Genomic DNA, 12,337 nt, shown 5'->3' on the forward strand with positions numbered 1-12,337 from the left:
GGGCCGCACCTGAACTGCGGCCCCGCCCCGCAACCCCCCACCTCCGAGCGGGAGTTACTTCGCCGGAAGGTCCACGCCGGTGGCCTTGGCCACGTCGGCGAGCATCTGCTCGGCCGCCTGAACGCCGATGCCGGACATCCAGGTCTCGTCCGGAACCTCGAAGACCTTCTTGTTCTTGACGGCGCCCAGGTCCTTCCAGACCGGGTTGGAGGTGACGGCCTTCTGCTGGGTCTTGTCCGGGGTGTCGGCGGTGGTGACGAAGATCAGGTCGGCGTCCGCACGGTCGATCTGCTCGGGGCTGACGTCCTTCATGGTCACGTCCGGGTCGTCGGAGACCTGGGAGGCCGGGCGCTTGAGGCCGATGTCGTTCAGAACGATGCCGCTGTAGGAGTTGGACTGGTACAGGCGGGTCGGTCCGGCGATGAAACGGACGACCGACGCGGTCGGCATCGTGACGCCGTCCTTCTTCTTGATGGCCGCGCCGAGCGCCTTGGCGCGGGTCTCGTACTCCTTGAGCTTCGCCGCGGCCTCGCTCTCCAGGCCGAGCGCCTTGGCGTGCACCTTCAGGTTGGCCTTCCAGGGGCCGCCGGTGGTCTCGGTGAAGACGGTCGGGGCGATCGCGCTGAGCTTGTCGTAGACCTTCTCGTGCCGGACCTTGGAGGACAGGATCAGGTCGGGCTTGAGCGAGGCGATCAGTTCGAGGTTCGGCTCCAGCAGCGGGCCGACGTCCTTGGTGCCGTCCAACTCGCCCTTCAGGTAGGTCGGGAAGCCGCCCTCCGTCTTGAAGTGCGGGGCGACGGCGCCGACCGGGTCGATGCCGAGCAGGGTGACGTCGTCCAGCTCGCCGGTGTCGAGTACGACGACCTTCTTCGGCTTGGACGGGATCTTCACGTCACCCATCACGGTCTTGAGGGTGCGCGGGAATCCGGCGGACGCGGCACCGGCGTTCGCCGCGTCGTCCTTGGTGCCGGAGTCCTTGTCGCTGCCGCAGGCGGCCAGCGCCGCGGTGCCGAGCACGACGGCGAGCAGCACGGCGAGGAGCCGGCCGATTCCGCGCAGGGGGGATCGCAAGAGCATGGGGGGTTCGTCTTTCTCGTAGGGGTACGGAGGTGCGGGTCAGGCGGACGCGGTGGTGCGCCGTAGGGCACTGCTCCTGGGGACGACCAGCGGTGTGCCGGTCTCCGGGTCGGGAATCACCCGGCAGTCCACGTCGAACACGGCCTTGACCAGCTCCGCGTCGAGTACGTCGGCGGGTGTTCCGGCGGCGGCGAGGCGCCCGTCCTTGAGGACCACCATGTGGTCCGCGTAGCGGGCGGCCTGTCCGAGGTCGTGCAGCACCATGACCACGGTGCGGCCGGCCTCGGCGTGCAGCGCGGCGACCAGGTCGAGTACGTCGAGCTGGTGCCGCAGGTCGAGGAAGGTGGTGGGCTCGTCGAGCAGCAGCAGTTCGGTGTCCTGGGCCAACGCGAGGGCGATCCAGGCGCGTTGGCGCTGACCGCCGGAGAGCTGGTCGACGGGGTGGTCGCGCAGCTCCGCCGTGCCGGTGCGCTCCAGGGCGTTCTCGACCGCCGTCTGGTCGGCGGCGGACCAGGGGCTCAGCAGCCGCTGGTGCGGATAGCGGCCGAGTCGTACGAGTGCTTCGACGGTGATCGCCTCCGGGGTGACCGGCTGCTGCGGCAGGAGCCCCATCCGGCGGGCGAGCGCACGTGCGGACAGCCGGTGGATGTCGGCGCCGTCGAGGGCCACGGTCCCGGCGGCCGGTGCGAGCAGTCGGCTCAGGCCGCGCAACAGGGTGGACTTTCCACAGGCGTTGGGGCCGACGATCGCGGTGACGGCGCCGCCGGGCAGCGTCAGATCGAGGCCGCCGACCACGAGCCGGTCGCCGTAGCGCAGGTCGAGGCCCTGCGTGGAGAGCTGGTTGGCGGCGGTCATCGCCGGCTCCTGCAGACGGGTCGGACGAGTCGTGGCTGACTTCTGCGGACGGGTCATGGCCGACTCCTGGGGGCGAGTCATGTCTGGCTCCGGTGGACGGGGGCGCTCTGGCGGAACATCAGCACCAGCAGCCAGGGGGCACCGAGCGTCGCGGTGACCGCGCCGACCGGGAGCCCTTCGACGGGCAGCAGGTGCTGCACCACCAGGTCGGAGGCGAGCAGCAGGGCGGCTCCGGTGAGAGCGGCCAGGGCCAGCGAGCCGGCGGTCGGCGGTCCCGTGACGAACCGCACGAGGTGGGGTACGGCGAGCGCCACGAAGGTCACGGGACCGGCGAGCGCGGCGGCCAGCGAGGCCAACACCACGGCGATGAGGAGGAGTTGGAGGCGCGCTGTGGAGGTACGCAGGCCGAGGGCGCCCGCGGAGTCGTCGCCCAGGTCGAGCACGGCGAGCGAGCGGTGCAGGGCGAAGGTGGCGATCAGCGCGAGCGCCATGGCGCCGCTCGCGCCCCACACCTCGGTCCATGTGCGTCCGTACACGGACCCGGTCGTCCACTGGAGCGCCGAACCGGCCAGCTCGGCCGGGAAGCGCACGATCATCAGGTTCACCGCGGCGGCGAGGCCCGCCTGCACCGCCAGTCCCATGAGAACGAGCCGGGTGACGGCGAGCCCGGAGCGCCAGGCGAAGACGCCGAGCAGCAGGGCGGCGAGGAGACCGCCCGCCAGCGCGCCGAGCGGGATGAGCGTCTGCGAGGCACCGGCGGCGACCAGCGCGACCGCGCCGAGCGAGGCCCCTCCGGTCACGCCCATGACATCGGGTGAGGCGAGCGGGTTGCGGAACAGCCGCTGCAGGACGCTGCCGGCGGCGCCGAGTCCGGCACCGGCGACGATCGCCGCCACGGCCCGGGGCGCACGGAACTGCTGCACCACGAGCACGTCACCGGAGTCCCCGAGCCCGAACAGCGCCCGCAGCGCGGTGGTCGCGGGCAGCCGCATCTCTCCCGTGGTCAGGGCGACGGTGAGCAGGACGAGAAGCAGGAGAAGAGCGCAGACGCCGTACGCGAGGACACGGCGACGGTGGCGGGTACGGGCTCGGCCGCCTCGTACGACTCCCGTGAGCACGGCGGTCATCGGGCCACCTTCCGTGCGAGGAGCGCCAGCAGGGGGGCGCCGAGGAAGGCGGTGACGATGCCGACCTCCAGCTCCGAGGGCCGCACCACGAGACGTCCGAGGACGTCGGCGGAGAGCAGCAGCAGCGGTCCGGCGATCAGACAGCCGGGCACCAGCAGCCGGTGGTCGCCGCCCAGCAGTGGTCGTACGAGGTGGGGAGCGGCGAGCCCGATGAAGGCGACCGGACCGGCCACGGCGACAGCGGATCCTGCGAGCAGGACCACCGCGATGCCTCCGGCCAGCCGGATCCTGGCCACCGGCACACCGAGCGCCTGCGCCGAATCGTCGCCCAGCGCAAGGGCGTTGAGGGCGGGCGCCACGGCCATGGCGACGATCAGTCCGAGCACCAGGGTCGGCAGCACCGGCCACAGGACGTCGAAGGTACGTCCTGACAGTGATCCGGCCAGCCAGAACCGCGCCTCATCCAGGGTCCGTTGGCTGGCCAGCATGACCGCGGACGTCCAGGAGATCAGGACGAGTTGGAGCACGGTGCCGCCGAGCGCGAGCCGTACGGGGTCGATGTCCCCGGCACGCCGGGCGAGCGCCTGGGCGAACAGTGCGGCCGCGGCCGCTCCTGCGAAGGCGAACCACAGGTACTCGACGGGGCTGGTGAGATGCAGCGCGAAGATGGCGACGACGACCGCGAATCCGGCACCCGCGTTGATACCGAGGGTGGTCGGGGAGGCGAGCGGGTTGCGCGTGATGCCCTGGGCGACCGCACCGGCGACTCCGAGCGCGGCACCGACCGCGAGACCGATGACGGTACGCGGCAGCCGCAGCCCGGTCACCACGAGCGCGTCACGCCCCTGAGCATGGCCGAACAGCGCGTCGGCCACGGTGGGCAGGGGGATGGAGCGGGCTCCGAGGGCGAGGCTCAGCGCCGCGCAGAGCAGCAGGGCACCGATGCCGGTGAGGAACAGGGGAATGTGCCGGAAGGCACGGAAGGGCACACCCGTGGGTGCGGCCCGTTCGGTCGCAGTCACAAAACGTGAGCTTAGGTTAGGCATGCTTTACTTTTCAACCAGCCATGGAATGGCTGTGACGTGCACACCTTCCGGCCGTCGACACATCCGCACCCCCGAAGTCGTCCGCGTGATCCTTTGAGTAAGGTAAGGCTTACCTATGGATCCCGCAATGACGTCTCATGCTCAGGAGTACCGATGACCGTGGCCCTGGAGACCCCGCCGACCGCCGTCCCGCACGGCGTGCCCGGGCTCCTCTCCGACGCCTACCGGCGCCTGGGCGACCTCTGCGAGGCACTGACCGTGCATGTCGCGGACGGGAGCGCGGAGGGTAACCAAGTCGGCGTCACCGGGGCTGAATTGATTGACCATCAGGAGGCGGCCGACGCATTCGTCGAGGCCGAGGCCCGGCGGATCCACGACCGCTACGGGCACACCGCGCGCCGGGACGTCGCCGCGTCCCGCGCTCTCCACGACTACGCGTGGTCGGTCGGTCTGCTGATGAGCGGGGTCTGGTACCTGGAGCGGCGGGTGCCGCTGCTCCGGCCCCAGGACGTACGGCTCGACCTCGCGTCCGGTGTGTTCATGATCACGCCGGGGTCCGAGCTGGTGTGTCTGCCCGACGACCCGGCCGCCCGCCTCCCGGGCGCCCGCGTCGTGCCCCACGAGCAGTCGCTGCACGCCGAGTTGAGGACGGCGGTCGCCGACCACATGCGGCCGCTCCTGTCCGCGCTCGGCCCCATCGCCAGGCGCGGACCGCGCGCCCTGTGGGGCATGGTCGCCGACGACCTCGTGTCGGGGATCTGGTATCTCGGCCGCGCACTCGGCGAGGAAGGCGACGCCGTGCGGGCCGCCACCGCCCTGCTGCCCTCCGCCGAGGCGCCGTTCCCCGGCGGCGCGGACTTCCGCCGGCTCACGGGCGCGGACGGCCGACTGCACCCGACCCGCACCCGCACGGGGTGCTGCCTCCAGTACACCGTCCGCCCCGCGGAGGCCTGCATCACCTGCCCCCGGACCTGCGACGCCGAACGGCTGCGCAGGCTGGAAGTCTGACGCCTACTCCTGACCGCCCGCCTGGCGTCGCCGCAGCGCGTAGAAGCCGGCCGCAAGGGCCAGGACACCGGTGCCCGCGATGGCGGTGATGCCTCCGGCACCGCTGAGTGCCAGGTCGCCGCCGCCGGAGTCACCGCCCTGCGGCCGCGCACCCGCGGCTCCGGACGCGGACGGCGAGGCGGAGGCGGCCGACGACCCGGTCGCCGAAGGAGTGGCTGTCGTACCGGTGCCGGTGCCGGTGCCGGTGCCGGTCGGGCCCGGCGTGCTCCTCGGCACAGAGACCTCCCCTGCGTCCCGGCTGAACGTCAGCGTCCCGAAGCCGAGTTGGTCGAATCCCCCGCTGTTGGGGCCGTAGTCGCCACCGCCTCCCTCGGGCGCCACCTTGGCCGCGATCTGGGTGACGTAGGGCGCGGAAAGACCCCGGCGCTTGGTGTAATGGTTGGCGATCATTGCCCAGATCGGCCGGGTCATCGCCGGGTCCACGGCGGCCGCGCGGCTCGCGGTCTCCGCTCCCGACCACACGCCCGGGGCGCCCTTCCTGCGGGTGTTGGCGGTGTACGGCACATCCCCGCCCATGCTCCACTTGGCCACGTACTGGGCGCCCTTGAGGAAGCGGTTGTCGTCGTATCCGTACAGGTCGATGCCCTGGTTCCAGGCCATCTCGCAGATGGTCCCCATCAGGCCCACACCGAGCAGGGCGTGGCCCTGGTCGCGTCCCGCCTCGACCCACTCGGCGAGACCGTCGCCGTACACGACCGGGATCGCGTTCTTGACGGAGCCCATGCCCTCGCCGTGCTTGAAGTACGCGACCGCGCGACCGACTTGGTCGCGGTCGTCGCAGAGGATGCCGATGGCGAGAACACAGGCGATGGCGGTCAGGTCCCAGTTGGCCCAGTAGTTGGTGGAGTAGGCGCCGTTGTGGTTGACGAGGAAGTCCTCGCTGAGCGGCGCGAAGACCTCTTGCATCATCTTCTGGAAGCGGGCCAGTTCGAAGCCGTCGCGGTCGCGGACGAGTTCGGCGGCGTTGGCGAACTGATAGCCGTACAGACCTGCCGCAAGGAACCGGTCCGCGCTGCCGTCGAGCTGGGTCAGCTTCGCCGACCAGGCGTTGAGGATGGCGACGGCGGTGTCGGCGTGGGCGGTGTCGCCGCTGACGTGCCAACGCAGGGCGTTCTGGTAGGCGGCGTGGATGTCGTTGTAGAGCGTGACGTAGTTCTGGGGACTTCCCGAGCCCCGGTACACCGTCGCCTGCGGATTCGGCGTCCAGCCGCTCTGTGCATGCCGGTTGGCCACGAGCTTGGCGAAGCCCGCCTTCCAACGGCCGCTGCCCGCCTTCACCTTGGCAGCCATCCGCTCCAGGTCGGCCCGGGTGTGCAGCATCCCCGGATGCGCGAACGCCCCGGCGGCCGCCGCGCCGGGAGCAAGGACGGTGCCGCCGAGCGCGGCGGCACCGGCGCCCACCACCGTGACGGCACCCGCCATGCGAAGCGCTCCGCGCCGGGTGATCGGGCGTCCGCTGCTGTCCTGGTTCACGCGCTCACTCCTGAGGGGTGGGGGTCCCGTACGGAGTGGAGACGCGCGGGCCGCTCAGGGATAACAGAAACTCAGCAGTTCGGGACGGGGTCCGTCTCGCTGTAGATCGCGGTGTCCTTCATGAAACCCAGCTGCCCGTTGTCGGCCTTCGTCATCAGCCAGCGCGTCGGGTGCGGTCCACCGACCCAGGCCTGGCCGTCCTCCTTGCAGTAGAACCAGCTCGGGTTGGAGTACATGCGGCCCACGATCGTGTGGGGATCCGGGTAGGAGTGGTTGTTGCCGATGATGCCGTAGACCGCTGCGCCGGAGACGTTGTTGCAGTACCAGTGGATGCTGTCACTGGTCCAACAGCCCGAGGCGGCGTGGGCGGACGGTGCCGCCACCGCGCCGAACCCCACGGCCAGCGCCGCCGTCGCCAACGCCGCGCCGATCTTCTTCTGCTTACGCATGGCTACCCCCGAGTCGGTGTCCGCCGAGCGGCGAACGATCAAGATGTGTCGATGGACGTGGTCCACGGCCACTCTGCCGAGCGCGGGCACCTCGGTCGATCTTTTCGATCCTGGTGGAACTGTCCAAGCCCTCGGCGATTCCCCGGCGCGTGTCGATTTCGGCGCTGCCCGTTCGTGTGGAGAGTGAGACGCCGGCAACATGTCGACGCGAGCGAAGGGACGTGACCGTCATGAGCGAGGTACGCACACTGCTCACGGGGCGGGGGCTGGTGGAATCGCCGCGCTGGCACGGTGACCGGCTGTACTTCTCCGACTGGACCGCGGGCGAGGTCCTCGCGTTGGATCTCGACGGCCGCAGCGAGGTGGTCGCACAGGTCCGGTCGCTGCCCCTGTGCACCGCCTGGACCCCGGCCGAAGAGCTGCTGATCGTGTCGTCGCGGGACGGTCTGCTGCTGCGCCGGGAGCCCGACGGGACGCTCGTCGCGTACGCGGATCTCGGCAGGCCCGGCTGGAACGACATCCTGGTGGACGGCCGCGGCAACGCCTACGTCAACCGCGTTGACTTCGATCCGATGGCCGGGGAGGCGTCCAAGCCCGGCTTCGTCCACCTGGTCACTCCGGACGGCTCGGTCACCCAGGTCGCCGACGACATCGCGTTCCCCAACGGGATGGCGGTGACGCCCGACAACTCGACACTGATCGTCGCGGACTCCTACCGGCACAGCCTGGTCGCCTTCGACATCGAGGGGGACGGCAGCCTCTCCCGTCGGCGTGTCTGGGCCGACCTCGGCGAGGGCACACCGGACGGCATCTGCATCGACGCGCACCAGGCCGTCTGGTACGCCGACGTCCCCAACCGGCGGTGCGTACGCGTCGCCGAGGGCGGCAAGGTCCTGCACACCGTCGAACTGGACCGCGGCGGCTTCGCCTGCGCCCTCGGCGGCCCCGACGGCACCACCCTCTTCGTCGTGACCGCCCAATGGCAGGGCATGACCGCGAGCGAGATGGTGCCCGCCGGAACCGGCCAGGTACTGGCCGTCGACGTGGAGGTCCCGGGCGCGGGGTGGCCGTGACCTCGGCGGGGCCGCAGTCGCCGGGCCCTCATCGGTGAACCGAGGGGCCCCTCGACCGACGTCCGGCGACCGGCTACAGAGCGGCGGCCACTTCCGTGCCCTGCTTGATGGCACGCTTGGCGTCCAGTTCGGCGGCCACGTCGGCGCCGCCGATCAGGTGCACGGTGCGGCCCGCGGCCCTGAGCTCCTCGTACAGGTCCCGGCGCGGCTCCTGCCCGGTGCACAGCACGATGGTGTCGACCTCCAGGACCTGGCTGGTCCCCTCGACGGTGACGTGCAGCCCCGCGTCGTCGATCCGGTCGTACTGGACACCGGGGACCATGGTGACGCCGCGGTGCTTGAGCTCGGTGCGGTGGATCCACCCGGTGGTCTTGCCCAGGCCGGCGCCGACCTTGCTGGCCTTGCGCTGCAGCAGGTGGACCGTTCGCGGCGGGGCGGGCCGCTCGGGCGCGGCGAGGCCGCCGGGGGCCCGGTAGTCCATGTCGACGCCCCAGGCACGGAAGTACGTCGCCGGGTCCTCGCTCGCCTTGTCGCCGGCGTCGGTCAGGTATTCGGCGACGTCGAAGCCGATGCCGCCGGCGCCGAGGATGGCGACACGGTCGCCGACCGGGGCTCCGTCGCGCAGCACGTCGAGGTAGCCGACGACGCTGGGGTGGTCGACGCCCTCGATGTCGGGGGTGCGCGGGCTGACGCCGGTGGCGACGACGACCTCGTCGAAGCCGGCCAGGTCCCCGGCGGCGACGGGGGTGTTCAGCCGTACGTCCACGCCGTGGTCCTGGAGCTGGGTGCGGAAGTAGCGGATCGTCTCGTCGAACTCCTGCTTGCCGGGCACCTTGCGGGCCACGTTCAGCTGGCCGCCGATGTCGCCCGCCGCGTCGTAGAGCGTGACGTCGTGGCCGCGCTCCGCCGCGGAGACCGCGCAGGCCAGGCCCGCCGGGCCGGCGCCGACCACGGCGACGCGCTTGCTGCGGCGGGTCGGGGACAGCACAAGCTCCGTCTCGTGGCAGGCGCGCGGGTTGACCAGGCAGGAGGTGATCCGGCCGCTGAACGTGTGGTCGAGGCAGGCCTGGTTGCAGCCGATGCAGGTGTTGATCGCCTCGGGGCGGCCCGCCGCGGCCTTGGCGACGAAGTCGGGGTCGGCCAGCATCGGCCGGGCCATCGACACCAGGTCGGCGTGTCCCTCGGCGAGCAACTCCTCGGCGATCTCTGGGGTGTTGATGCGGTTGGTCGTCACCAGCGGGACCGAGACGGCGCCCATGACCTTCTTGGTCACCCAGGCGTACGCACCGCGCGGCACCGACGTCGCGATCGTCGGGATACGGGCTTCGTGCCAGCCGATGCCGGTGTTGATGATCGTCGCTCCGGCGGCCTCCACGGCGCGGGCGAGCGTGATCACCTCGTCCAGCGAGGATCCGCCCGGGACCAGGTCCAGCATCGACAGGCGGTAGATGATGATGAAGTCGTCGCCGACCGCCTCGCGCACCCGCCGCACGATCTCCACGGGGAAGCGCATGCGGTTCTCGTACGAGCCGCCCCAGCTGTCGGTGCGCTGGTTGGTCTGCCGGGCGATGAACTCGTTGATCAGGTAGCCCTCGGAGCCCATGATCTCGACACCGTCGTACCCCGCCTGCCGGGCCAGCCGGGCCGCGCGGGCGTAGTCCTCGATGGTCTGCTCGACCTCGTCCCCGGTCAGTGCGCGCGGCACGAACGGGCTGATCGGCGCCTGCAGGGCGCTCGGCGCGACCAGGTCCGGGTGGTAGGCGTACCGCCCGAAGTGCAGGATCTGCATCGCGATCTTCCCGCCCGCGCCGTGCACCGCGGCGGTGATGGCGGTGTGCTCCTCGGCCTCCGCCTCGGTGGTCATCTTCGCCCCGCCCTCGCCCGGCCGGCCGGCGTCGTTGGGGGCTATACCGCCGGTGACGATGAGTCCCACTCCGCCGCGTGCCCGGGCGGCGTAGAACTCCGCCATGCGCTCGAAGCCGCCGTCGGCCTCCTCCAGCCCCACGTGCATGGAGCCCATGAGTACCCGGTTGGGCAGCGTGGTGAAGCCCAGGTCGAGCGGGTTCAGCAGGTGCGGGTAGCGGCTCACGGGGGCCTCCGTACGGGGTGTCATGTCCTCTGTTGTAGACGACGAACAACGCCTTATGCAACTAGTTGCACAAGGCGTGAAGGGTGAGGCCAGTCACGGAGGCGTGCGGGGAGTCGTCGTAGTACGGAGGGCCGGCGGCCGACGGGCAGACCTGGCAGGAGATGCCGTCGGCGAGCCTCTCGCGGGCCGCGGTGCTCTGGCGCACAGGTGCACAGGCGCCCGGCCAAAACGAAAAAGGCCCCCACAGGCTCTCGCCTGCGAAGACCCTTCGCACCGTCGGGACGACAGGATTTGAACCTGCGACCCCTTGACCCCCAGTCAAGTGCGCTACCAAGCTGCGCCACGTCCCGGTGCGCTTTTCGTCGCGGTGACCCGCGTGATCGCGCAGGACAACACTACCGCACCGCGGAGGGTGCCCTCAGCGTCGTCCCGGACAGCGCGCGACAATCGCCGTATGAGTGTGAACAGCAGGGGAGGTACGAGCGACCCGCACACCGCGCCCGGGGCCGGGGCCGACGCGGGGCGCGACCGGGACGTGGAGGGGCGGGCTCGCAGCGCCCGGCCGCGGGACGGCCTGGGCAGACCGCTGCCGTACGGCACCGAGGGCGTCGAACGGCAGCCGGAGGGCGTCGTCCGCACACCCGGGGCGACCGTCGCCGAAGCTCAGGCCCTGCTGACGGCGGGCAAGCCCTTCCACGCCCACGAGGTGTTCGAGGACGCGTGGAAGTCGGGTCCGGAGGACGAGCGCGGACTGTGGCGGGGCCTCGCCCAGCTCGCGGTGGGCCTCACCCACGCGGCACGCGGCAACATCACGGGCGGCGCCAGGCTGCTGCGGCGCGGGGCGGACGCGGCCGAGGAGTGGTGCACGACGGCGGGGCAGGAGCGCCCGTACGGCATCGACCTCCCTCATCTGGCCGTGTGGGCACGGGAGTTGGCGGGCGTCCTGGAGAGCGAGGGGGCGGCGGTCGACGCGCGTGTGTGGGCGCCCCGGCTGGGCGGCGGGGACGCGGCCTGAGCAACGGCGTACGTGCTGCACATCGGGGCCGCGCGTAGCCAGATTGCGCCTGAGACCGGGGCCGCGCGGGACGGCGTGCGCCGGACACCGGGAGGCCGCGGACGCAGGTCGCCGCGCGCATCCCGCGGCAGCGCCACATGTATGCACCGCACCCATCCCGGGTGCGGTGCATCCGTTGTCAGTGGCGTGCGGCAGACTCGGGGCGTGCGAAAGATTCATGTCATCGGTATTGGCGCGGGCGATCCCGACCAGCTCACCCTGCAGGCGGTCAAGGCGCTGAAGAGCACGGACGTGTTCTTCATCCTGGACAAGGGCGAGGTGAAGTCGGACCTCGTGCAGCTGCGGCGTGACATCCTCGACGCGCACATACCGGACGGGGCATACCGACTGGTCGAGGCGCGCGACCCGGACCGCGACCGCTCGGCCGGGGGCTCGGCGTACTCGCCGGCGGTCGGGGACTGGCGCAGCGCCCGGGCGGACATCTTCGAGCGGCTCATCACCGAGGAGCTGGGCGAGGACGAGAGCGGCGCGTTCCTGGTGTGGGGCGACCCCGCGCTGTACGACAGCACGCTCGGGATCCTGGAGGAGGTCCTCGCCCGGGGCGCGGTGGACTTCGCGTACGACGTCGTGCCGGGCATCAGCAGCGTCTCCGCGCTCGTCGCCAGGCACCGCACGGGGCTGAACCGGGTCGCGCGTCCGGTCCAGATCACCACGGGCCGCCGTCTCGCGGAGGGTTTCCCGGAGGGCGTCGACGACGTCGTGGTCATGCTGGACGCCCACCAGGCCTTCCGGCAGTACGCCGAAGAGGACATCGACATCTACTGGGGCGCCTACATCGGCACGCCCGACGAGATCCTGGCCTCCGGCCCCCTCGCCGAGGCAGCCCCCCGCATCGAGCGGCTGCGTGCCGAGGCCCGGGAGCGCAAGGGCTGGATCATGGACACGTATCTGCTGCGCAGGAATCCGCGAGGGTAGTTCGGTTCCGTTCTGCGCGACGGCTGGGCCCCGCGAGGAGGCCCGGCGTCGCACGGGGCGGGGCAGGGTACGCCGGGCGGGTCGTTCCGC

The 12,337-nt window shown here is 71.4% G+C and carries 12 protein-coding genes and 1 tRNA gene; 4 read left to right on the top strand and 9 right to left on the bottom strand.

Annotated elements, in window-relative coordinates; genetic code table 11:
• Window positions 1-54: 54 nt before the first annotated feature.
• The 4 genes from ACN6LB_RS33675 to ACN6LB_RS33690 form a co-directional block, all read right to left on the bottom strand.
• Window positions 55-1,077: an ABC transporter substrate-binding protein gene (locus tag ACN6LB_RS33675; RefSeq protein ID WP_445029145.1), complete on the bottom strand. Its 1,023-nt coding sequence runs from the start codon at window positions 1,075-1,077 to the stop codon at window positions 55-57.
• Window positions 1,078-1,116: 39 nt separating this feature from the next.
• Window positions 1,117-1,932, bottom strand: a complete 816-nt coding sequence (locus ACN6LB_RS33680; RefSeq protein WP_356134515.1) for an ABC transporter ATP-binding protein — start codon at window positions 1,930-1,932, stop codon at window positions 1,117-1,119.
• Window positions 1,933-2,009: 77 nt separating this feature from the next.
• A complete protein-coding gene (locus ACN6LB_RS33685; protein WP_445029146.1) occupies window positions 2,010-3,059 on the bottom strand; it encodes a FecCD family ABC transporter permease in 1,050 nt (349 codons plus the stop codon).
• Window positions 3,056-4,048 (bottom strand): FecCD family ABC transporter permease, encoded by a 993-nt coding sequence (locus ACN6LB_RS33690; RefSeq protein WP_356134534.1) that lies wholly within the window; start codon window positions 4,046-4,048, stop codon window positions 3,056-3,058. The genes ACN6LB_RS33685 and ACN6LB_RS33690 overlap by 4 nt, the downstream gene beginning before the upstream one ends.
• A 210-nt stretch (window positions 4,049-4,258) precedes the next feature.
• Here ACN6LB_RS33690 and ACN6LB_RS33695 point away from each other — a divergent pair, with 210 nt between their 5' ends.
• Window positions 4,259-5,113, top strand: a complete 855-nt coding sequence (locus tag ACN6LB_RS33695; RefSeq protein WP_445029147.1) for a (2Fe-2S)-binding protein — start codon at window positions 4,259-4,261, stop codon at window positions 5,111-5,113.
• Between the two features lie 3 nt (window positions 5,114-5,116).
• Here ACN6LB_RS33695 and ACN6LB_RS33700 read toward each other — a convergent pair whose 3' ends face one another.
• Together ACN6LB_RS33700 and ACN6LB_RS33705 are read right to left on the bottom strand one after the other, a co-directional pair.
• Window positions 5,117-6,595, bottom strand: coding sequence for an alginate lyase family protein (locus ACN6LB_RS33700; protein ID WP_445029189.1), 1,479 nt, complete (start codon window positions 6,593-6,595; stop codon window positions 5,117-5,119).
• 122 nt (window positions 6,596-6,717) lie between these two features.
• A complete protein-coding gene (locus ACN6LB_RS33705; protein WP_445029148.1) occupies window positions 6,718-7,095 on the bottom strand; it encodes a hypothetical protein in 378 nt (125 codons plus the stop codon).
• 230 nt (window positions 7,096-7,325) lie between these two features.
• Between ACN6LB_RS33705 and ACN6LB_RS33710 the strand changes: the two genes are divergently transcribed.
• On the top strand, window positions 7,326-8,168 hold the full coding sequence (locus tag ACN6LB_RS33710) for an SMP-30/gluconolactonase/LRE family protein (protein ID WP_445029149.1): 843 nt from the start codon (window positions 7,326-7,328) through the stop codon (window positions 8,166-8,168).
• Window positions 8,169-8,241: 73 nt separating this feature from the next.
• On the opposite strand, the gene ACN6LB_RS33715 is transcribed toward ACN6LB_RS33710, so the two are convergent.
• The 3 genes from ACN6LB_RS33715 to ACN6LB_RS33725 form a co-directional block, all read right to left on the bottom strand.
• A complete protein-coding gene (locus ACN6LB_RS33715; protein WP_445029190.1) occupies window positions 8,242-10,257 on the bottom strand; it encodes an oxidoreductase in 2,016 nt (671 codons plus the stop codon).
• Window positions 10,258-10,318: 61 nt separating this feature from the next.
• Entirely contained in the window at window positions 10,319-10,462 is a 144-nt protein-coding gene (locus ACN6LB_RS33720; RefSeq protein WP_445029150.1) for a hypothetical protein, read from the bottom strand.
• A 71-nt stretch (window positions 10,463-10,533) separates the two neighbouring features.
• Window positions 10,534-10,607, bottom strand: a tRNA-Pro gene (locus ACN6LB_RS33725).
• 104 nt (window positions 10,608-10,711) lie between these two features.
• On the opposite strand from ACN6LB_RS33725, the gene ACN6LB_RS33730 reads away from it, so the two are divergent.
• Together ACN6LB_RS33730 and cobF are read left to right on the top strand one after the other, a co-directional pair.
• Window positions 10,712-11,272, top strand: coding sequence for a DUF309 domain-containing protein (locus ACN6LB_RS33730; protein WP_445029151.1), 561 nt, complete (start codon window positions 10,712-10,714; stop codon window positions 11,270-11,272).
• A gap of 204 nt (window positions 11,273-11,476) precedes the next feature.
• A complete protein-coding gene (cobF, locus tag ACN6LB_RS33735) occupies window positions 11,477-12,247 on the top strand; it encodes a precorrin-6A synthase (deacetylating) (protein ID WP_356134503.1) in 771 nt (256 codons plus the stop codon).
• The last annotated feature ends 90 nt before the right edge of the window (window positions 12,248-12,337 follow it).

This window comes from Streptomyces sp. SAS_270 (assembly GCF_052543295.1).